At 71.1% G+C, this 20,473-nt stretch carries 22 protein-coding genes; 14 read left to right on the plus strand and 8 right to left on the minus strand.

From position 1 onward, the window contains the following. Positions 1-72 precede the first annotated feature (72 nt). Positions 73-1,014 (minus strand): DeoR/GlpR family DNA-binding transcription regulator, encoded by a 942-nt coding sequence (locus ACWD3E_RS23370; protein ID WP_451389487.1) that lies wholly within the window; start codon positions 1,012-1,014, stop codon positions 73-75. A gap of 168 nt (positions 1,015-1,182) precedes the next feature. Beyond that, positions 1,183-2,631: an NAD(P)H-quinone dehydrogenase gene (locus ACWD3E_RS23375; protein ID WP_451389488.1), complete on the minus strand. Its 1,449-nt coding sequence runs from the start codon at positions 2,629-2,631 to the stop codon at positions 1,183-1,185. An 86-nt stretch (positions 2,632-2,717) separates the two neighbouring features. Between ACWD3E_RS23375 and ACWD3E_RS23380 the strand changes: the two genes are divergently transcribed. The 5 genes from ACWD3E_RS23380 to ACWD3E_RS23400 all read left to right on the plus strand — a co-directional run bounded on the left by ACWD3E_RS23380 (position 2,718) and on the right by ACWD3E_RS23400 (position 7,005). Continuing rightward, positions 2,718-3,155, plus strand: coding sequence for a gamma-glutamylcyclotransferase (locus ACWD3E_RS23380; protein WP_451352434.1), 438 nt, complete (start codon positions 2,718-2,720; stop codon positions 3,153-3,155). 130 nt (positions 3,156-3,285) lie between these two features. Then, positions 3,286-4,110 carry a purine-nucleoside phosphorylase gene (locus ACWD3E_RS23385; protein ID WP_451389489.1) on the plus strand — a complete coding sequence of 275 codons (825 nt, stop codon included), beginning with the start codon at positions 3,286-3,288 and terminating at the stop codon, positions 4,108-4,110. 66 nt (positions 4,111-4,176) lie between these two features. Continuing rightward, complete coding sequence (locus ACWD3E_RS23390; RefSeq protein WP_451389490.1) at positions 4,177-5,808, plus strand: phospho-sugar mutase; 1,632 nt, start codon at positions 4,177-4,179, stop codon at positions 5,806-5,808. A gap of 118 nt (positions 5,809-5,926) precedes the next feature. Further along, the gene (locus tag ACWD3E_RS23395) at positions 5,927-6,802 is read left to right on the plus strand and encodes a helix-turn-helix domain-containing protein (RefSeq protein ID WP_451389491.1); all 876 of its coding nucleotides are present in this window, start codon (positions 5,927-5,929) and stop codon (positions 6,800-6,802) included. Next, the gene (locus ACWD3E_RS23400) at positions 6,799-7,005 is read left to right on the plus strand and encodes a DUF397 domain-containing protein (protein WP_451389492.1); all 207 of its coding nucleotides are present in this window, start codon (positions 6,799-6,801) and stop codon (positions 7,003-7,005) included. The genes ACWD3E_RS23395 and ACWD3E_RS23400 overlap by 4 nt, the downstream gene beginning before the upstream one ends. A gap of 563 nt (positions 7,006-7,568) precedes the next feature. Here ACWD3E_RS23400 and ACWD3E_RS23405 read toward each other — a convergent pair. Both ACWD3E_RS23405 and ACWD3E_RS23410 read right to left on the minus strand, forming a co-directional pair. Then, complete coding sequence (locus tag ACWD3E_RS23405; protein ID WP_451389493.1) at positions 7,569-7,724, minus strand: hypothetical protein; 156 nt, start codon at positions 7,722-7,724, stop codon at positions 7,569-7,571. Positions 7,725-8,193: 469 nt separating this feature from the next. After that, a complete protein-coding gene (locus ACWD3E_RS23410; RefSeq protein ID WP_451389494.1) occupies positions 8,194-8,883 on the minus strand; it encodes a PH domain-containing protein in 690 nt (229 codons plus the stop codon). Positions 8,884-8,998: 115 nt separating this feature from the next. On the opposite strand from ACWD3E_RS23410, the gene deoC reads away from it, so the two are divergent. From deoC to ACWD3E_RS23425, 3 genes are read left to right on the plus strand one after another with little or no spacing between them, the layout of a single operon-like run. Further along, positions 8,999-9,958, plus strand: coding sequence for a deoxyribose-phosphate aldolase (gene deoC / locus ACWD3E_RS23415; RefSeq protein WP_451389679.1), 960 nt, complete (start codon positions 8,999-9,001; stop codon positions 9,956-9,958). Between the two features lie 5 nt (positions 9,959-9,963). After that, positions 9,964-11,400, plus strand: a complete 1,437-nt coding sequence (locus ACWD3E_RS23420; protein ID WP_451389495.1) for an aldehyde dehydrogenase family protein — start codon at positions 9,964-9,966, stop codon at positions 11,398-11,400. Continuing rightward, positions 11,393-12,298, plus strand: a complete 906-nt coding sequence (locus ACWD3E_RS23425; RefSeq protein ID WP_451389496.1) for an aldehyde dehydrogenase family protein — start codon at positions 11,393-11,395, stop codon at positions 12,296-12,298. The genes ACWD3E_RS23420 and ACWD3E_RS23425 overlap by 8 nt, the downstream gene beginning before the upstream one ends. Positions 12,299-12,384: 86 nt before the next feature. Here the strand turns inward: ACWD3E_RS23425 and ACWD3E_RS23430 are convergent, their stop codons facing one another. Next, positions 12,385-12,810: a hypothetical protein gene (locus ACWD3E_RS23430; protein ID WP_451389497.1), complete on the minus strand. Its 426-nt coding sequence runs from the start codon at positions 12,808-12,810 to the stop codon at positions 12,385-12,387. Between the two features lie 127 nt (positions 12,811-12,937). On the opposite strand from ACWD3E_RS23430, the gene ACWD3E_RS23435 reads away from it, so the two are divergent. Then, complete coding sequence (locus tag ACWD3E_RS23435) at positions 12,938-13,582, plus strand: uridine kinase family protein (RefSeq protein WP_451389498.1); 645 nt, start codon at positions 12,938-12,940, stop codon at positions 13,580-13,582. A gap of 223 nt (positions 13,583-13,805) precedes the next feature. On the opposite strand, the gene ACWD3E_RS23440 is transcribed toward ACWD3E_RS23435, so the two are convergent. Continuing rightward, the gene (locus ACWD3E_RS23440; protein ID WP_451389499.1) at positions 13,806-14,543 is read right to left on the minus strand and encodes a SigE family RNA polymerase sigma factor; all 738 of its coding nucleotides are present in this window, start codon (positions 14,541-14,543) and stop codon (positions 13,806-13,808) included. A 248-nt stretch (positions 14,544-14,791) separates the two neighbouring features. Between ACWD3E_RS23440 and afsQ1 the strand changes: the two genes are divergently transcribed. From afsQ1 to ACWD3E_RS23465, 5 genes are all read left to right on the plus strand, one after another. Then, positions 14,792-15,469 carry a two-component system response regulator AfsQ1 gene (gene afsQ1 / locus ACWD3E_RS23445; protein WP_031024517.1) on the plus strand — a complete coding sequence of 226 codons (678 nt, stop codon included), beginning with the start codon at positions 14,792-14,794 and terminating at the stop codon, positions 15,467-15,469. Further along, entirely contained in the window at positions 15,466-17,061 is a 1,596-nt protein-coding gene (locus ACWD3E_RS23450) for an ATP-binding protein (protein ID WP_451389500.1), read from the plus strand. The genes afsQ1 and ACWD3E_RS23450 overlap by 4 nt, the downstream gene beginning before the upstream one ends. Then, positions 17,051-17,671, plus strand: coding sequence for a hypothetical protein (locus ACWD3E_RS23455; protein WP_451389501.1), 621 nt, complete (start codon positions 17,051-17,053; stop codon positions 17,669-17,671). Before ACWD3E_RS23450 ends, ACWD3E_RS23455 begins: the two co-directional genes overlap by 11 nt. 98 nt (positions 17,672-17,769) lie before the next feature. Then, positions 17,770-18,354 (plus strand): VanZ family protein, encoded by a 585-nt coding sequence (locus ACWD3E_RS23460; RefSeq protein ID WP_451389502.1) that lies wholly within the window; start codon positions 17,770-17,772, stop codon positions 18,352-18,354. Between the two features lie 112 nt (positions 18,355-18,466). Continuing rightward, positions 18,467-18,670 (plus strand): PspC domain-containing protein, encoded by a 204-nt coding sequence (locus ACWD3E_RS23465; RefSeq protein WP_451352447.1) that lies wholly within the window; start codon positions 18,467-18,469, stop codon positions 18,668-18,670. 76 nt (positions 18,671-18,746) lie between these two features. Here ACWD3E_RS23465 and ACWD3E_RS23470 read toward each other — a convergent pair whose 3' ends face one another. Then, positions 18,747-19,103, minus strand: a complete 357-nt coding sequence (locus ACWD3E_RS23470; RefSeq protein ID WP_451389503.1) for an ATP-binding protein — start codon at positions 19,101-19,103, stop codon at positions 18,747-18,749. A 147-nt stretch (positions 19,104-19,250) separates the two neighbouring features. Next, the gene (locus tag ACWD3E_RS23475; RefSeq protein WP_451389504.1) at positions 19,251-20,426 is read right to left on the minus strand and encodes an adenosine deaminase; all 1,176 of its coding nucleotides are present in this window, start codon (positions 20,424-20,426) and stop codon (positions 19,251-19,253) included. Positions 20,427-20,473: the final 47 nt, after the last annotated feature.

The following is a 20,473-nucleotide window of genomic DNA, read 5'->3' on the forward strand; positions in this document are numbered from 1 at the left end:
GCTACGGTCGGCCGGGCGTTTCGTTTTCAACACCGGCAGGCTGCAACACCCTTGGGGGCGCGATCAGGCACCTCAGCGCCGCCGGAGGTCGGCAACGCGCCCCCGCTCAGCCCCACCTGACGGCTCCCCCAGCATCCCCCGCAGTCCACCCCCGGGTACCTGTCCCCGCCGAGGCCCCGGCAGGGAGGCGGCACGCCGCGCTGCAGCCCCCTGCTCACCCCCCGGGAGGGATCCGGCCCCGGCCACAGCGATCTGCACCCCCTGATCCGCAAGGGCCTGGAGTTCGGTCGCGGCGCGGTCGTCGTGGGCCGGAGGCTCGTCGGTCACGAGCCGCGTGATGACATCCGTCGGCACCGTCTGGAACATCGTGTCCGTACCGAGCTTGGTGTGGTCCGCGAGGACGACGACCTCCGCGGCGGCCTGCACCAGCGCCCGGTCGACGGACGCCGAGAGCATGTTGGACGTGGACAGCCCGCGTTCCGCGGTCAGGCCGCTGCCCGAGAGGAAGGCCTTGGACACGCGCAGCCCCTGCAGGGACTGCTCCGCGCCGGAGCCGACGAGGGCGTAGTTGGAGCCGCGCAGGGTGCCGCCGGTCATCACGACCTCCACCCGGTTGGCATGGGCCAACGCCTGGGCCACCAGCAGGGAGTTGGTGACGACGGTCAGCCCGGGCACCCGCGCGAGCCGGCGGGCCAGCTCCTGCGTGGTGGTCCCCGCCCCGACCACGATGGCCTCGCCCTCTTCGACGAGGCCGGCGGCGAGATCGGCGATGGCCGTCTTCTCGGCGGTCGCGAGATGTGACTTCTGGGGAAAGCCGGACTCCCGCGTGAACCCGCCCGGCAGTACCGCACCGCCGTGCCGGCGGTCGAGGAGTCCTTCTGCCTCCAGTGCCCGCACGTCCCGCCGTACGGTCACTTCGGAGGTCTGGACGACGCGGGCGAGCTCACGGAGCGACACGGCTCCGTTCGCTCGCACCATTTCGAGGATCAATTGGCGACGTTCAGCAGCGAACACGAAACTGACAGTAACCCCGGCGACCGTCTGGTTTCAGCAGTTTGCGCCGAATAACAGAAGATGACCGCACGGTGGGGCGGGAAGTGGTATAGGACCTGCCCGCCCCGACCATGCCGCACGCACGCGCGGCAACTCCCCGTGACCAGCGGGGAGTTCGCGCCGGGCCCGTCAGGCCTCGCCGGCCGCCTTGCGGGTGGCGAGCTGCCGCGCGACCTCCGCGATCGACCCCGAAAGGGAGGGGTACACGGTGAAGGCGTTCGCGATCTGTTCGACCGTCAGATTGTTGTCGACGGCGATCGAGATGGGGTGGATGAGTTCCGAGGCGCGCGGCGCCACCACGACACCGCCCACGACGATCCCGGTGCCCGGCCGGCAGAAGATCTTGACGAAGCCGTCCCGGATGCCCTGCATCTTGGCGCGCGCGTTGCGCAGCAGCGGGAGCTTGACGACGCGCGCGTCGATCTTGCCCGCGTCCACGTCGGCCTGCGTGTAGCCGACGGTGGCGATCTCGGGGTCGGTGAAGACGTTGGACGAGACCGTCTTCAGGTTCAGCGGGGTCACCGTCTCGCCGAGGAAGTGGTACACGGCGATACGTCCCTGCATGGCCGCCACCGAGGCGAGGGCGAAGACACCGGTCACGTCACCGGCGGCGTACACGCCCGGCGCGGTCGTACGCGACACCTTGTCGGTCCAGATGTGGCCCGACTCGCGCAGCTTCACGCCGGCCTCCTCCAGGCCGAGCCCCGCGCTGTTCGGGATGGCGCCGACCGCCATGAGGCAGTGCGTGCCGCTGATGACGCGCCCGTCGGCCAGCGTCACCTCGACCCGGTCGCCGACCCGCTTGGCGGCCTGCGCACGGGAGCGGGCCATGACGTTCATGCCACGGCGCCGGAACACGTCCTCCAGGACGGCGGCGGCGTCCGGGTCCTCGCCCGGCAGCACGCGGTCGCGGGAGGAGACCAGGGTGACCTTGGAGCCCAGGGCCTGATAGGCACCGGCGAACTCGGCACCGGTCACACCGGAGCCGACCACGATCAGCTCTTCGGGCAGCTCGGTGAGGTCGTAGACCTGGGTCCAGTTGAGGATGCGCTCGCCGTCGGGCTGGGCGTCGGGCAGCTCGCGCGGGTGACCGCCGGTGGCGATGAGCACGGCGTCGGCGGTGAGGGTCTCCTCGGTGCCGTCGGCGGCGGTGACGACGACCTTCCGGGAGCCGTCGAGGGCCTGCATGCCCTCCAGCCGGCCGCGACCGCGCATGACCCGGGCGCCGGCGCGCGTCACGGACGCGGTGATGTCGTGGGACTGGGCGAGCGCGAGCCGCTTCACCCGTCGGTTGACCTTGCCGAGGTCCACGCCGACCACCCGGGCCGCCTGCTCCAGCGGCGGGGTGTCGTCGGCGACGATGATGCCGAGTTCCTCGTACGACGAATCGAAGGTGGTCATCACCTCGGCCGTGGCGATCAGAGTCTTCGACGGCACGCAGTCGGTCAGCACCGACGCTCCGCCCAGACCGTCGCAGTCGACGACGGTCACCTCCGCACCGAGCTGGGCGGCTACCAGGGCCGCCTCGTATCCGCCGGGTCCGCCACCGATGATCACGATCCGAGTCACGTACCCCATTGTCCCGCACGCCTCAAGGTGCCACTGCCCGGGGGCGCCCGTGAGACCGGTGGGGCGGGAGTTTCCGGCTGCCGTACCCTCTCCCCATGTCGCTCTATGCCGCATACGCCGGCAACCTCGACGCGCGGCTGATGTCCCGCCGCGCCCCGCACTCCCCGCTGCGCGCCACGGGCTGGCTGAACGACTGGCGGCTGACGTTCGGAGGCGAGCAGCTGGGCTGGGAAGGCGCGCTGGCGACGATCGTCGAGGCGCCCGGGGCGCAGGTGTTCCTCGGCCTGTACGACCTCGCACCCATGGACGAGGAGTCACTCGACCGGTGGGAGGGTGTGGGCCTCGGCATCTACCGCCGGGTCCGGATCCGCGTACACACCCTGGACGGCGAGGAAGCGGCCTGGACGTACGTCCTGAACGGCTACGAGGGCGGCCTGCCCTCGGCCCGCTACCTCGGCGAGATCGCGGACGCGGCCGAGTCCGCGGGGGCACCGCACGACTACGTGATGGAGCTGCGCAAGCGTCCGTGCTGACGGACCTGTGGACCGACCTGGCGACGGGCTTGCCGGCGGATGTCCTTGTCGGAAACGACAAGACAACGATCGCGATCCCGTGAGCTCTGTCATCTACGCGCGTAGGCGAAGAGCGGTTACTCTCGTTCACGTGAACGCATCTCTTCTTCCGGACGACATCCAGGGCGACCCCTACGCCGCCGCCGACGCCGCCGCCGCGCGCCTGCGCGAACTGACCGGCGCCGAGACCCACGACGTCGCCCTCGTGATGGGCTCCGGCTGGGCCCCGGCCGTCGACGCCCTCGGCGCCCCCGAGGCCGAGTTCCAGGTCACCGAGCTGCCCGGCTTCCCGCCGCCGGCCGTCGAGGGCCACGGCGGCAAGATCCGCTCGTACGCCTTCGGTGACAAGCGCGCGCTGGTCTTCCTGGGCCGCACGCACTACTACGAGGGCCGCGGTGTGGCCGCCGTCGCGCACGGCGTCCGTACGGCCGTGGCCGCGGGCTGCAAGACCGTGGTCCTCACCAACGGCTGCGGCGGTCTGCGCGAGGGCATGCGCCCCGGCCAGCCGGTCCTGATCAGCGACCACATCAACCTGACGGCGACCTCCCCGATCGTCGGCGCCAACTTCGTCGACCTGACCGACCTGTACTCCCCCCGCCTGCGCGCCCTGTGCAAGGAGATCGACGCCTCCCTGGAGGAGGGCGTCTACGCGCAGTTCCCCGGCCCGCACTACGAGACCCCGGCCGAGATCCGCATGGCCCGTGTCATCGGCGCGGACCTGGTCGGCATGTCCACGGTCCTGGAAGCGATCGCCGCGCGCGAGGCGGGCGCCGAGGTGCTCGGCATCTCCCTGGTCACCAACCTCGCGGCCGGCATGACCGGCGAGCCCCTCAACCACGAGGAGGTTCTCCAGGCGGGCCGCGACTCGGCGGCACGGATGGGCCAGCTGCTGGCGCAGGTGCTGGGCCGGCTGTAAGCGACCTTTCCGGCCCACCGAGTCAGGTGGGCGGGTGGGCACGACCAACGAAAGGTTGACCACGACGTGCACGACGATCTCATCGCCAGGGCCGAGGCTTGGCTCGCCGAGGACCCCGACCAGGAGACTCGCGACGAACTGGCCAAGCTGATCGAGGCCGGTGACGTGACGGAACTGTCGGCCCGCTTCAGCGGCACCCTGCAGTTCGGCACCGCCGGCCTGCGGGGCGAACTCGGCGCCGGCCCCATGCGCATGAACCGCAGCGTCGTCATCCGCGCCGCCGCGGGCCTCGCCGCGTACCTGAAGAAGAACGGTCACGGCAACGGCGTCGTCGTCATCGGCTACGACGCCCGCCACAAGTCCGCCGACTTCGCCCGGGACACCGCCGCGGTGATGACCGGCGCCGGTCTGCGTGCCGCCGTGCTCCCCCGCCCCCTGCCCACCCCCGTCCTGGCCTTCGCGATAAGGCACCTGGGCGCGGTCGCGGGCGTGGAGGTCACCGCCAGCCACAACCCGCCCCGGGACAACGGCTACAAGGTCTACCTCGGCGACGGCTCCCAGATCGTCCCGCCCGCCGACGCGGAGATCGCCGCCGAGATCGACGCGATCGCCTCCCTGCACGACGTGCCCCGCCCGGAGAGGTGCTGGGAGACCCTGGACGACACCGTCCTGGAGGCCTACCTGGCCCGTACGGACGCCGTCCTGTCCGCCGGCTCCCCGCGCACCGCCCGCACCGTCTACACGGCGATGCACGGCGTCGGCAAGGACGTGCTGCTGGCCGCGTTCGCCCGGGCCGGCTTCCCCGAGCCGGTGCTGGTCGCCGAGCAGGCCGACCCGGACCCGGACTTCCCGACGGTCGCCTTCCCCAACCCGGAGGAGCCGGGCGCGATGGACCTGGCGTTCGCCCAGGCCCGTGCGACCGACCCGGACCTCGTCATCGCCAACGACCCCGACGCCGACCGCTGTGCCGTCGCCGTCAAGGACGGCGGCGAGTGGCGGATGCTGCGCGGCGACGAGGTCGGCGCGCTGCTCGCCGCCCACCTGGTCCGGCGCGGCGCGCAGGGCACCTTCGCCGAGTCGATCGTCTCCTCCTCCCTGCTCGGCCGTATCGCCGAGAAGGCCGGGCTGCCGTACGAGGAGACCCTGACCGGCTTCAAGTGGATCGCCCGCGTCGAGGGCCTGCGCTACGGCTACGAGGAGGCCCTCGGCTACTGCGTGGACCCCGAGGGCGTACGGGACAAGGACGGCATCACCGCCGCGCTCCTGATCACCGAGCTGGCCTCGGTGCTGAAGGAGGAGGGCCGTACGCTCCTGGACCTCCTCGACGACCTCGCCGTGGAGCACGGCCTGCACGCCACCGACCAGCTGTCGGTGCGCGTCCAGGACCTCTCGCTCATCGCCGACGCGATGCGCCGCCTGCGCGAGCAGCCGCCGACCGAGCTGGCGGGCCTGGCCATCACCAAGGCCGAGGACCTCACCCAGGGCACCGACAGGCTGCCGCCCACGGACGGCCTGCGCTACACGCTGGACGGCGCCCGTGTCATCGTCCGGCCCAGCGGCACCGAGCCCAAGCTGAAGTGCTATCTGGAGGTCGTCGTGCCGGTCGCCGAGCACGCCGGTCTGCCGGCGGCCCGCGTCCGCGCGAGTGAACTCCTCACCGCGATCAAGCGGGACCTGTCGGCGGCAGCCGGCATCTGAGCCGTACGACACGATGGGGTGCCCCTGGCTGGGGGGCGCCCCATTTCGTCATTCCCGGGGTTGGTGACTCTGTGGATGCATACGATGACGGAACGGAGTGAGGCCGGAGGGGTGTGGGATGTCGGTCGACGCAGACGTGGAAGGGCTCAAGACCGAGGCGGACGAGCCGGGTTGGGAGGTCGATCCGGACGACGAGTGGGGCGTCGCCGTGATCACGACAGTCGGACGCCAACTGAGGCTGCGCCGCGAGGCGTTGGGCCTGGGCGCCGCGAAGTTCGCGGAGGCGGTGGGCTACAGCGAGGACCTCGTCTACAAGGTCGAGGGCGGGAAGCGGATTCCTCGTCAGGAGTACCTGAGCAAAGCCGATGAGGTGCTGGACGCGGACGGCCTCATCGCCGCGACATGGGAGGACGTGAAGCGGGTCCGGTACCCCAGGAAGGTCCGGGAGCTGGGGAAGCTGGAGGCGCAGGCGGTTGAGATCGGGTTATACGTCTGCAACAGCATCAGCGGGCTGTTGCAGACGGCGGAGCATGCCCGCGCCCTGATCGAGGCAGCGCAGCCGCCGTACTCGCCGGACGATGTGGACCGCATGGTGGCCGCCCGTATGGCCCGGCAGTCGGTCTTCGCACGGGACCCGGCCCCGTCCCTCCACTTCGTGCTGGAAGAGGCACCGCTACGCCGTCAGGTCGGGGGCACAATGGTGTGGCGACAGCAGCTCGAACGCCTGTTGGAAGTAGGGCGGTTATGGAATGTGCGACTCCAAGTGATGCCGACCAACACCGATGCGCATCCAGGGGTGGACGGCAAGATCGAGCTGCTCAAGTTCCCGGACGGTACGGCTGTAGGGCGCTCCGACGGTGCGTTCAACGGTCGGCCGACCACCGAGCCCAAACAGCTGCGCATCCTTGAGCTGCGGTATGGCACCATCCGGGCGCAGGCTCTCCCACCGCGGGAGTCGCTGGCCTTCATCGAGAAACTGCTGGGAGAAACATGATCCGCAAGGCCCCCGCCGGGGACGCCTCCGAACTGGCGTGGTTCAAGAGCAGCTACAGCGACGGCACCGACGGCGAATCCTGCCTCGAAATAGCCACCACCCCCGGCACCATCCACGTCCGCGACTCCAAGAACACCGAGGGCCCCAGGCTCGCCCTCTCCCCCGCCGCCTGGGCGGACTTCCTCCCGTACGCCGCAAAGTGACCGTGGGGCCACTCGCTTCTCGGCCAGTGTCGTGCCTCCGCGACCCGAGTAAAGGGCGCTCCCGTTCCGCTGCGCTCCACTCCCGCGTCGCCTTCGGCGATGGCCCTGCGGGCCACCCTTGACTCGGCTCGCTCCAGCACGGGGAGGAAGCGAGCGAGCGGCCCGGAAGGGCAGTGGCCCAGCCGGGGTTCGCGGGCAACGGTCGGCTGCGTCGGCACCGTCGGTGGACGGGCGCAGCAGCGGGGTGGCGGCACGCCGGGTGGGCTTGGCGGCTTGCGGCCGGAACGGGCGGGGCGCGAGAAGCGCAATTGGCAGATTTGGGCCACCGGCAACGCCCACGGTTGGGCATTTCCGCAGGTCAGGAAGGTGGGCGAATTTTCGGAGTGGAACAAATCCACCACTCACAGGCCCTCGTGTGACGAGAGAGGCTGATGAGGCGCGCACGGGATCCCCAGGTCGCGGGCCGGGGGGCCGGGGGGGCCGGGCAGCACGATGGCCCCTTTGAGCGCGCACGCCGCCGGTCTGCACCCTGGCCGCAAGCCACCGGCAGCGCGCCCGCCCCATCACCTCACCGCCCGCAAACCGGCGCCGCCCTCGCCCGCGCCGAGCTCCAGATCGCCCTCGGCACGCTGCTCGCCCGGCTGCCCGGCCTGCGCATCGCCATCGCTGACGAGGACCTCGTGTGGATCCCAGCCGTCCTCGACCCCGGCACCCACCACCTGCCCGTCGGCTACGACCTAGCCAACGGCACGTCCGCCCCACCAGGGCCACCCGCACCCGACCAGGAAAGCTGCACGGGTGGTGGTGCGGGTGGAACCCCGAACCCGGCCGGAGGCCGGGTGCCCACCCACCGACCCGCAAGCCGCCAAACCCACCCGGCGTGCAGGCGAGGCGCGACCGCGCCCCCTCGGCCAACGGTGCCTGGGCAACTAGCGGAGGGGTCCCACGCCGGTCAGGGCCACCGCCCTTCCGGGCCGCCCGCTCGCTTCTTCCCCGTGCTGGAGCGAGGCGAGTCAAGGGTGGCCCGAAGGGCCATCGCCGCAGGCGACGCGGGAGTGGAGCGCAGCGGAACGGGAGCGCCCTTTACTCGCCTCGCGGAAGCACGACACTGGCCAAGAAGCGGGCGGCCCCACAGCCATGCCTCCAACAGGCGTTCAGGCACCCGACCTCACCGGCGGCGCGATCCCCTCACCCCACCGCCAGCAGAATCGCCAGCAGCACCGCGCCGGCCACGGCGGGGGCGATCACCTCGTAGGCCCAGCGGACCGTGACCTCGCCCTGGGCCGACTCGGCCGTCGCGCGCCGTTCCTGGAGGTCACGCAGGTCGGTCATGATCTGGTCGCTCTCGGCCCGCGTACGGCCCGTCGCGCCCGCACCGCCGCCCAGGCCGCCGAAGCCCGGACGGCCGAACCCCAGCCGCCCGGCGGGGCCGCCACCGGCCGCCTCCGCCGCCGCGCGGGCCGCACGGTCGGCCGCCTTCTTGCGGCCCCGCAGCGAGACCGGGATGGACCACAGCTGGTACTTGGCGCCGGACTTGGCGACGACCTCGTTGGAGTAGCCGGAGCGCAGGGCGGAGATCTCGCCCCAGGGCAGGCTGATGATCCGGAAGGGGTTGCGGACCCGCAGCCGGTCCTCGTTCGCGAACACCGCCGGGCGGAGCGTGAAGGCGACGGTCAGCGGCACGATCAGGATCAGCCCGGCGAGCGCCAGCCACGGCGTCCGCCCGTGTCCGCTGAACAGCGCGTCGAAGCCCAGCCAGCACACGAGCGCGAGCAGCAGCACACCGCCCACGAGCGCCATGGGCGAGCGGTAGATCCGGTCCTTGGCAGCGGGCTGCGGCGGCTGTGGCGCGGGTGACTGGTGGTCCGGCGTCGTCATGCCGCCGATTCTGCCCGACACCCGGGGAAACGCTCATACGCGCGGTGCCCGATGACGAGATGAGCACCCGGGGCTGTACACCAGCTACGCGCGTAGATATGCTCGTCTGGTGACCATGCCCAGTACTGCACCCACAGCTAGCGCTCTCGCAGACGTCACCGCGTCCGACAGCACGCTGCGCCGCTTCCTCCACGGGCTGCCCGGCGTCGACGCGGTCGGCCTGGAGGCGCGCGCCGCGTCTCTCGGCACCCGTTCCATCAAGACCACCGCGAAGGCGTACGCCATCGACCTCGCCATCTCGATGGTCGACCTCACGACGCTGGAAGGCGCGGACACCCCGGGCAAGGTCCGGGCGCTCGGCGCCAAGGCCGTCCACCCCGACCCGACGGACCGCACGACCCCGGCCACGGCCGCGGTCTGCGTCTACCCCGACATGGTGGCCGTCGCCAAGGAGGCCGTCGCCGGTTCCGGCGTCAAGGTCGCCTCGGTGGCCACCGCCTTCCCGGCCGGCCGTGCCGCGCTCGACGTGAAGCTTGCCGACGTGCGTGACGCCGTCGCCGCGGGCGCCGACGAGATCGACATGGTCATCGACCGGGGCGCGTTCCTCGCCGGCAAGTACCTGAAGGTGTACGACGAGATCGTCGCCGTGAAGGAGGCCTGCGGGACGAGCGCCCGGCTGAAGGTCATCTTCGAGACCGGCGAGCTGTCGACGTACGACAACATCCGCCGGGCGAGCTGGCTGGGCATGCTGGCGGGTGCGGACTTCATCAAGACGTCCACCGGCAAGGTCGCGGTCAACGCCACCCCCGCCAACACCCTGCTGATGCTGGAGGCGGTGCGCGACTTCCGTGCGCAGACCGGCATCCAGGTCGGCGTGAAGCCGGCCGGCGGCATCCGCACCACCAAGGACGCCATCAAGTTCCTGGTCCTGGTCAACGAGACCGCGGGCGAGGACTGGCTGGACAACCACTGGTTCCGCTTCGGCGCCTCCTCGCTGCTGAACGACCTGCTCATGCAGCGTCAGAAGCTGGCCACCGGCCGCTACTCCGGCCCCGACTACGTGACGGTGGACTGATCACCATGGCATCCGCATTCGAGTACGCACCGGCGCCCGAGTCCCGCTCGGTCGTAGACATCGCCCCTTCCTACGGCCTGTTCATCGACGGCGAGTTCGCCGAGGCGGCCGACGGCAAGGTCTTCAAGACGGTCTCGCCGTCCACCGAGGAGGTTCTCTCCGAGGTCGCCCAGGCGGGCGAGGCGGACGTCGACCGCGCGGTGAAGGCCGCCCGCAAGGCCTTCGAGAAGTGGTCGGCGCTGCCCGGCTCCGAGCGCGCCAAGTACCTGTTCCGCATCGCCCGAATCATCCAGGAGCGCAGCCGTGAGCTGGCCGTCCTGGAGACGCTGGACAACGGAAAGCCGATCAAGGAGACCCGCGACGCGGACCTCCCGCTGGTCGCCGCGCACTTCTTCTACTACGCGGGCTGGGCCGACAAGCTCGACCACGCCGGGTTCGGCCCGGCGCCGAAGCCGCTGGGTGTGGCCGGCCAGGTCATCCCCTGGAACTTCCCCCTCCTCATGCTGGCGTGGAAGATCGCCCCTGCCCTGGCGACGGGCAACACGGTGGTCCTGAAGCCCGCCGAGACCACTCCGCTGTCGGCCCTGTTCTTCGCGGACATCTGCCGCCAGGCGGGCCTGCCCAAGGGTGTCGTCAACATCCTTCCCGGCTACGGCGACACGGGCGCCGCGCTCGTCGCGCACCCCGACGTCAACAAGGTCGCCTTCACGGGTTCGACGGCGGTCGGCAAGGAGATCGCGCGGACCGTCGCGGGCACCCGGAAGAAGCTCACCCTCGAACTGGGCGGCAAGGGCGCCAACATCGTCTTCGACGACGCCCCGATCGACCAGGCCGTAGAGGGCATCGTCAACGGCATCTTCTTCAACCAGGGCCAGGTGTGCTGCGCCGGCTCGCGCCTCCTCGTCCAGGAGTCGATCCAGGACGAGCTGCTGGAGTCCCTGAAGCGCCGCCTGTCGACGCTGCGCCTCGGCGACCCGCTCGACAAGAACACCGACATCGGCGCGATCAACTCCGCCGAGCAGCTGGCCCGGATCACCGCGCTCACCGAGCAGGGCGAGGCGGAGGGCGCCGAGCGCTGGTCCCCGGCCTGCGAACTGCCCTCCTCCGGGTACTGGTTCGCCCCGACGCTGTTCACGAACGTCACCCAGGCCCACACCATCGCCCGCGACGAGATCTTCGGCCCGGTGCTGTCGGTCCTCACCTTCCGCACGCCCGACGAGGCCGTCGCCAAGGCCAACAACACGCAGTACGGCCTGTCGGCGGGCATCTGGACGGAGAAGGGCTCCCGCATCCTGGCGGTGGCGAACAAGCTCCGCGCGGGCGTGATCTGGTCCAACACGTTCAACAAGTTCGACCCGACCTCGCCGTTCGGCGGTTACAAGGAGTCGGGCTTCGGCCGCGAGGGCGGTCGTCACGGCCTGGAGGCGTACCTCGATGTCTGAGAAGACCGAAAAGACTGAGCGACTCTCCGTCTTCAAGACCTACAAGCTGTACGTCGGCGGGAAGTTCCCGCGTTCCGAGAGCGGCCGGGTGTACGAGGTGGCGGACTCAAAGGGCAACTGGCTGGCCAACGCACCGCAGTCCTCCCGCAAGGACGCCCGTGACGCGGTCGTGGCCGCGCGCAAGGCGTTCGGCGGCTGGTCCGGCGCGACGGCGTACAACCGCGGCCAGGTCCTGTACCGCGTCGCGGAGATGCTGGAGGGCCGCAAGGACCAGTTCGTCCGCGAGGTCGCCGAGGCCGAGGGGCTGTCCAAGTCGAAGGCCGCCGCCGTCGTGGACGCGACCGTCGACCGCTGGGTCTGGTACGCGGGCTGGACCGACAAGATCGCCCAGGTGATCGGCGGCGCCAACCCGGTCGCGGGCCCGTACTTCAACCTCTCCTCCCCCGAGCCGACCGGCGTGGTCGCCGTCCTGGCCCCGCAGGAGTCGTCCTTCCTGGGCCTGGTCTCGGTGCTCGCCCCGGTGATCGCCACCGGCAACACGGCCGTCGTGATCGCCTCCGAGAAGGCCCCGCTCCCGGCCCTCTCCCTGGGCGAGGTGCTGGCCACCTCCGACGTGCCGGGCGGTGTCGTCAACGTCCTGTCCGGCCGTACGGCGGAGCTCGCGGCCCCGCTGGCCGCGCACCAGGACGTCAACGCGATCGACCTCGCGGGCGCCGACGAGGTGCTGGCGAAGGAGCTGGAGATCGCGGCGGCCGACAACCTGAAGCGCGTCCTGCGTCCACAGCCTGTGGACGACTGGTCGGCGACGCCGGGCATCGACCGCATGACGGCCTTCCTGGAGACCAAGACCGTCTGGCACCCCACCGGGTCGCTGGGCGCGTCGGGCTCGTCGTACTGAGCCACCCGCGAGCGAGCCGCGCCGCCCCTCCGTCCGGGGGCGGCGCGGCTCTTCACGCGCGTGCTGCGCGGACGTACCTGCGTGGGTCAGCCCAGCGGGGCGCCCCGGCCGGAGCCCAGCAGCCCCGTCACCAGCCCCACCCCCGGCACCGCCCCGAGCGACTGCGCCTGGGCGACCGGGCCCGTCAGCATCCGTGAGTCGACCGGCTTGAAGTCGGCCACCTGTGTGCCCACCCCGTTGTCCAAGGGGTCGGCCCCCGTGCCGGCCAGCGGGTTGGGCTTGAGGCCGGCGACCGGGCCCGTGACATAGCCGACCGTGCCGGTGAGGGCGGCCAGGCCCGTCTGCGGGTCGATCCTGCCGAGCGAGGTGGGCCGCGACGGCACGTCCACGAGCGGTGCGGCGGCCTCCGCGTGGGCCGTCGCCGCACCCGCCCCCAGGGCCGCTCCGGCGGTCGCGAGGGCGATCAGGGCGCGCTGCACGGTGGGGTGCTGGGGAGAGGTGTGTCGAGCCATCGCTGGTGCCACCTTCTGGTGCGCAGGGTAATGAGGTCAACACGTAGGGTAGTTGAGGTACGACTCACGCTCAAAAGCCGACCCGCGGGGTCGGCAGGCGGCCCCCCATACGTCAAACTGGTGTTCCGTGAGCATTCATCCCCCGTCCCCCGCCCGTGTCGTGCTGCTGTGCGGCCCCTCGGGCTCGGGCAAGTCCCTCGTCGCCGCCCGTTCCGGGCTTCCCGTTCTGCGCCTTGACGACTTCTACAAGGAAGGCGACGACCCGACTCTGCCCCTGGTGGCGGGGAGTTCGGACATCGACTGGGACCACCCCGAGTCCTGGGACGCGGACGTCGCCGTCGAGGCCGTCGCCCGGCTGTGCGCCACCGGGTCGACGCCGGTGCCGGTGTACGACATCGCGCAGAGCGCCCGTACCGGCGAGGAGACCCTGCACATCGGCCGTACCCCGCTGTTCATCGCGGAGGGCATCTTCGCCGCGGAGATCGTGCAGCGGTGCCGGGAACTGGGCGTGCTCGCGGACGCGCTGTGCCTGACCCGCGGAGCGGTCACCACCTTCCGGCGGCGCTTCCTGCGGGACCTGAAGGAGGGCCGCAAGTCGGTGCCGTTCCTGCTGCGCCGCGGCTGGCGGCTGATGCGCGCGGAGCGGTCGATCGTGGCCCGCCAGGTCTCCCTGGGCGCCCACGCCTGCGACCGGGACGAGGCGCTGGGCCGGCTGGCGACTGCCGCGGCGGGGCGCCATGTGTCCACGAAGAGCACCGCAACCATCAACTGAGGAACCACGACGGCGATCGGCCACGTCCGCGAGAGCGGCGCCGGTCCAGGCGCAAAGAAGCGCGGGACTGGACGGACCCCCCGGCCCTCCAGTCCCGCTTCTGTGCTCCCCCGTGTTCCCCCGTGGTCTCCCCCGGTACCCCCTCTCGGGCCCACCCCCCAGTGGTCCCCCGTGTTCCCCCGTGTTTCCCCCGTAGGGCCACCCCCCAGCGGCCCGTCTGCCTTCAGGCGACCAGTTCGCCGAAGGCGTCCTCCTCGTCACGGCCGAAGCTGAGGACCTCGTCCTCGCGCAGCCGGCGGAGCGACCGCCAGATGCTGGACTTCACCGTGCCGACACTGATGCCGAGGATCTCCGCGATCTCCGGGTCCGTGCGGCCCTCGTAGTAGCGCAGGACCAGCATGGTGCGCTGGAGTTCGGGCAGCCGGGCCAGCGCCTGCCACAGGACCGCGCGCAGTTCGGTGCCGCGCATCGCGTCCGTCTCGCCGACCGTCTCCGGCAGTTCCTCGGTCGGGTACTCGTTGAGCTTGCGCCGCCGCCAGGCGCTGATGTGCAGATTCGTCATGGTGCGGCGCAGGTAGCCGCCGACCGCGGCCTTGTCGCTGATCCGGTCCCACGCCTTGTACGTCGAGAACAGCGCGCTCTGCAGCAGGTCCTCGGCCTCGAAGCGGTCACCGGTGAGGTGGTAGGCGGTGGCGTACAGGGAGGCGCGGCGCTCCTGGACGTAGGCGGTGAACTCCGCCTCCGTCAGCGAACGACGCTCCCCCGAGTCCTCCCTGTACGCGGCTCCCCCGTGCGTTTCCCCCGTGAAACCGTCAACCACCGTCATGATCGCGGTGTGCTGACGTCCGGTGCCGCGAGCGCACCCCCGCCCGCTCACGGCACCGGACTTCTCGGAACCCCGGTGCACGTCGTGCAGACGCGTGACAACTGCGCTGGTGCTCATGCTGTGCAGCGTGTTCATCTCGCGCTCCCCGTCGTGGACGTCCGGAAATTCGGCTTGCTCGGGCCGGGCCGGCCTGCTCGTTTCGCCGCCCTGCCTGTGCCCAAAAGACTGCCGGGGCCACTTCATGGCCGTGTCCGTCGACTGTCACAGACCTGTCACAGGGGCCGGTCCGAGCGTCGTCACAGAAAGCGCACACGTGGTTCCGCTAGCGAAGGCCTGGTGTCATCAGGTCGTACGACACCCCCTCCATGGGCCAGAATGAGCCCGTGCCTTCCCTGTTGCTGATCGAGGACGACGACGCCATCCGTACGGCCCTGGAGCTCTCCCTGACGCGCCAGGGACACCGGGTGGCCACCGCTGCCAGCGGTGAGGACGGACTGAAGCTGTTGCGCGAACAGCGCCCGGATCTGATCGTGCTGGACGTGATGCTGCCCGGCATCGACGGGTTCGAGGTGTGCCGGCGCATCCGGCGCACCGACCAGCTGCCGATCATCCTGCTGACCGCGCGCAGCGATGACATCGACGTGGTCGTGGGGCTGGAGTCCGGTGCCGACGACTACGTCGTCAAGCCGGTGCAGGGCCGGGTGCTGGACGCCCGGATCCGGGCCGTGCTGCGGCGCGGGGAGCGCGAGTCCAGCGACTCGGCGACGTTCGGGAGCCTGGTCATCGACCGTTCGGCGATGACCGTCACCAAGAACGGCGAGGATCTGCAACTGACCCCGACCGAGCTGCGGCTGCTGCTGGAGCTGAGCCGGCGGCCCGGTCAGGCGCTGTCGCGGCAGCAGTTGCTGCGGCTGGTGTGGGAGCACGACTACCTGGGCGACTCACGCTTGGTGGACGCGTGTGTGCAGCGGCTGCGCGCCAAGGTGGAGGACGTGCCCTCGTCCCCGACCCTGATCCGTACCGTCCGTGGTGTCGGCTACCGCCTGGACGCTCCTCAGTGACCGACAAGCAAGGTGGGCTGCGCGGCTGGGCCGCGGGCCGTGTGGGAAGTCTGGCCCGGCTGCGTTTCACCAGCCTGCGGCTGCGGCTGGTGGTGGTCTTCGGGCTGGTCGCCCTGACCGCCGCGGTGTCGGCCTCGGGCATCGCCTACTGGCTGAACCGGGAAGCGGTGCTGACGCGTGCTCAGGACGCGGTGCTGCGCGACTTCCAGCAGGAGATGCAGAACCGGGCGGGCGCGCTGCCCGTGCACCCCAGCCAGGACGAACTCCAGCGCACGGCTGGTCAGATGGCCTCCGGCAGCCAGCACTTCAGCGTGCTGCTCGTCGGCCAGGACGCGAGCGGCAAGACGGTGTACGGCAACTCGGGCGGTATCAACGGCTTCGCGCTGGAGGACGTGCCCGAGTCGCTGCGCAAGGCGGTGGACCGACGGCAGAAGATGACCGACGAGAACACCTCGCCGTACCACCTCTACTGGCAGCGGACCGAGGAGCACGGTACGCCCTATCTCGTCGCCGGTACGCGGCTGATCGGCGGCGGTCCGACGGGCTACATGGCCAAGTCGCTGCAGCCGGAGGCCAAGGACCTCAACTCCCTTGCCTGGTCGCTGGGGATCGCCACCGGCCTCGCGCTGATCGGCGCCGCGCTGCTCGCGCAGGCCGCCGCCACGACCGTGCTCAAGCCGGTGCACCGGCTGGGCGTGGCCGCCCGGCGGCTCGGCGAGGGCAAGCTGGACACCCGGCTGCGGGTGTCCGGGACCGACGAACTCGCCGATCTGTCACGGACGTTCAACAACGCGGCCGAGGCGCTGGAGAAGCGGGTCGCGGACATGGCCGCCCGGGACGAGGCCTCGCGCCGCTTCGTCGCCGACATGTCGCACGAGCTGCGCACCCCGCTGACCGCCATCACCGCCGTGACGGAAGTGCTGGAGGAGGAGCTGGAGTTCGAGTCCGGGAGCATCGACCCGATGATCGAGCCGGCCGTACGACTCGTGGTCAGCGAGACCCGGCGGCTGAACGACCTGGTCGAGAACCTGATGGAGGTCACCCGCTTCGACGCGGGCACCGCCCGGCTGGTCCTGGACGACGTCGACGTCGTCGACCAGATCACCGCCTGCATCGACGCCCGCGCCTGGCTGGACGCGGTGGAACTGGACGCCGAGCGCGGTATCCACGCCGTCCTCGACCCGCGCCGCCTGGACGTCATACTCGCCAACCTGATCGGCAACGCGCTCAAGCACGGCGGGTCGCCGGTGCGGGTGTCGGTGCGCATCGACGGCGACGACATGGTCATCGCGGTGCGCGACCACGGGCCCGGCATCCCCGAGGACGTCCTCCCGCACGTCTTCGACCGCTTCTACAAGGCGAGCGCCTCCCGGCCGCGCTCCGAGGGCAGCGGCCTGGGCCTGTCCATCGCCCTGGAGAACGCCCACATCCACGGCGGCGAGATCACCGCGGCCAACTCCCCCGAGGGCGGCGCGGTGTTCACACTGCGGCTGCCGAGGGACACCTCACGGGTGACGGAGGAGGACGGCGAGAACGGCGAGATCGGCAAGAAGGATGACAAGGGAACGGAAGGGAGGGGTGATGACCGCTAGAACCACTGGACGTGTACGGCGGCTGCTGGCACTGTCCCTCCTGGGCGCGCTGGTCACCGGGTGCGGGATCCAGACCACGCAGGTGCCGACCGACTTCGGCGGAGCGCCCTCGCGGGTGCCGTGCTCGCTGGCCGGACCCGACCTGTCGACCCAGTCCTCGCACGGGGTGCCCGTACAGGTGTTCCTGCTGTGCGCCTCGTCCCTGGTGACCGTCGACCGGACCGTGCGCGTCCCGGACGGCACCCCGGACGCCAAGCGCCGGGTGATCGTGGCGCAGGGCCTGCTGGACCAGCTCGCGCAGTCCCCGTCGGCCGCGGAGAAGGAGGCGGGGTACAGCACGTACGTGCCGGGCGGCATGAGCGTGACCGGGCCGGGCCCGCTGGACCCCGAGGACACCCTGCGGCTGAGCACCGCCCCGGACCGGCTCACCTCCTATGCCCTCGCGCAGGTGGTGTGCACCCTCTCCGACTCGGCGGCGGCCGAGGGCGACGGCTCGGTGATCCTGGGCGGTCCGTCCTCCGGTCCGCTGCGCCGCTACGAGTGCACCGACGAGGTCCGCAGCCGCCCCGGCACGACCGAGCCGCCGTCGAGCGGGGTCGCGCGGGGCTAGGGATCGCGCGGGGCTAGGGATCGCGTGGGGACAGCGGGGTCGCGCGGGGCTGAGGTCGTGCGGGAACCGTTCGTGCGGGTGGGCGCGTCTAGGGGTGCGTGCAGCGTCAAGGCTCCATCGGCGGCAGCGCCGCGATCCGCATCCGTGTGACAGGGGGTGTCCTCCTCGTCGCCCATCTCGCGCTCGTCGCCTGGCTGATGCTGCGGCCCCTGGACGTGCCCTGGGTGATGCCCGCCAACCTGCACCCACTGGCCGGCATCCGGGCCGACCTGGCGCTGGGCTGGCCGGAGGCGGCCCGGCGCATCGGCGAGGGGCTGGCGCTGCTCGCGCCGCTGGGCGTGCTGCTGCCGATGGCGCACGGCAGGCTCGCCGTGTCCCGGCTCTCCTCCCTGGTCCGTACGACCGCGGCGGGTGCCCTGCTCTCCGTGGGGATCGCCCTGTTGCAGACGGGGGTGCCCGGCAGGGTCGTGGACGTCGACTCGCTGCTGCTGAACACGACGGGCGTGCTGCTGGCCCATGTGGCCGTGGTGCCCGCGGGCCGCGCCTGGCTTCGGCGGCGGGGCGAACGTGAGGGCCGGGAGGGCCGTGGGGCCGAGGGCCGGGAGGTCGAGCCGGTCACCGTCTTCGAGGACCGGCCTCAGGGGCGCACCCCGACGATTCCCAGGGTCGGCATAGCTCCGTAGAGGGACGTTTCGTCCCGTTCGGCTCCGTATGGTGGAACACAGTTGGGGCGGCCACACCGGCGGCTCCGAACGAGCGGCTCACCAGCGAGCCGACGACCACGGAGGAGCCGACATGACCGCTCTCGCCCGCCCCACCCACGGCCGCATGCTCGGCGGAGTGTGCGCAGCGCTGGCACGGCGCTTCGGCACCTCCGCGTCGACGATGCGGGTGATCTTCCTGGTCTCCTGCCTGCTGCCCGGCCCGCAGTTCCTGCTGTACATAGCCCTCTGGATCCTGCTGCCGTCCGAGGACAAGGTCCGTTCCACCGACTGGTGACCTCCGACCGGGCGTGCGAACGCCGTTGGGGCGCTCCCGGATGGCACCGGTGCGCCCCAACGGCGGTGGGGGTGGCTCAGCCGAGCGGGATCCCGTTCACCGGAAGACCGTGCGCGGGCAGCCCCTTGCCGATCGGCAGTCCGCCGAGCAGCCCGGCGACCGGCTGGGCCGGCCCGTCGGCGAGGACCCGCTCGGCAACAGGCTGCGCGGCGGCCAGACCGGTGCCGAGGCCGCCCTGCCCATGGGCGAGCGCCCCGGCGGCACCCGGCAGCACCTTGCCCACGTTCTCGGTCGGCAGCGTCTTGGTGACGCCGTCCAGGGTCTGCGTGGCGTCCGGGACGGCCGGGGCCGCGTTGGCCGCTCCCGCGCCGACGACGGCGAAGGCGGCACCGAGGGCGGCGACACCGAGGGTCTTGGCAGCAGACTGCTTCATGGTGAATGCGTCCTTAAATGCAGACGGAGAGAAAAACGATCCAAGCGGTCCACGACCGTAAACATGCCGAGCCACCCGCCGCAAACACCGAAATGCGGACGGCTCGCGAAAGCCCGTCCGCATTCCGTACGGCCGATCAGGCCGCCGTCACCCCTCCGAGCCCGCGGAACCGCTGGTAGAGGCGGTCTGCTGGAACAGCCATTCGGCCTTCAGCTCGGAATATCCGGGCTTGATGACGTCATTGATCATGGCGAGTCGTTCATCGAAAGGAATGAACGCTGATTTCATCGCATTGACGGAGAACCATTGCAGATCATCGAGCGTGTAGCCGAATGCGTCGACCAGGTGCTCGAATTCCTGGCTCATGGTGGTGTGCGACATCAGCCGGTTGTCGGTGTTCACCGTGGCCCGGAAGTGCAGCCGGCGCAACAGCCCGATCGGGTGCTCCGCGTACGAGGACGCGGCCCCGGTCTGCAGGTTGGAGCTGGGGCACAGCTCCAACGGGATCCGCTTGTCGCGGACGTAGGACGCCAGCCGCCCGAGCCGCACGGAGCCGTCCTCGCGGACCTCGATGTCGTCGATGATCCGCACGCCGTGCCCGAGCCGGTCGGCGCCGCACCACTGGAGCGCCTGCCAGATGGACGGCAGCCCGAAGGCCTCGCCGGCGTGGATGGTGAAGTGGTTGTTCTCGCGCTTGAGGTACTCGAAGGCGTCCAGGTGCCGGGTGGGCGGGTAGCCGGCCTCGGCACCGGCGATGTCGAAGCCGACCACGCCCGAGTCGCGGTAGCGGTTGGCGAGTTCGGCGATCTCCAGGGCGCGGGCCGCATGCCGCATGGCGGTCAGCAGGGCGCCGACCCGGATGCGGTGACCGTTGTCCCGGGCGAGCCGCTCCCCTTGCCGGAAGCCCTCGTTGACGGCCTCGACCACCTCTTCGAGGCTCAGCCCGCCCTCCAGGTGCTGCTCGGGGGCGTACCGCACCTCGGCGTAGACGACCCCGTCCTCGGCGAGGTCCTCGGCGCACTCCCGGGCGACCCGGCTCAGCGCGTCCCGGGTCTGCATCACGGCGACGGTGTGCGCGAAGGTCTCCAGATACCGTTCCAGCGAGCCGGAGTCGGCGGCCTCGCGGAACCAGACGCCCAGCTTGTCGGGGTCGGTCTCGGGGAGGTGGGCGTAGCCCGACTCGCGGGCCAGTTCGACGACGGTTCCGGGGCGGAGCCCGCCGTCGAGGTGATCGTGCAGCAGAACCTTGGGCGCCCGGCGGATCTGGTCCGGCGTCGGAACGTTCGTCGGGACGGTCCCAGTCGAAGCAGTCTGGCTCGTCATTTCCGCACTCTAACGCCTACGCGCGTAGAGAACCCCTCAAATGGCAC

It is taken from the genome of Streptomyces sp. NPDC002676 (genome assembly GCF_053592455.1).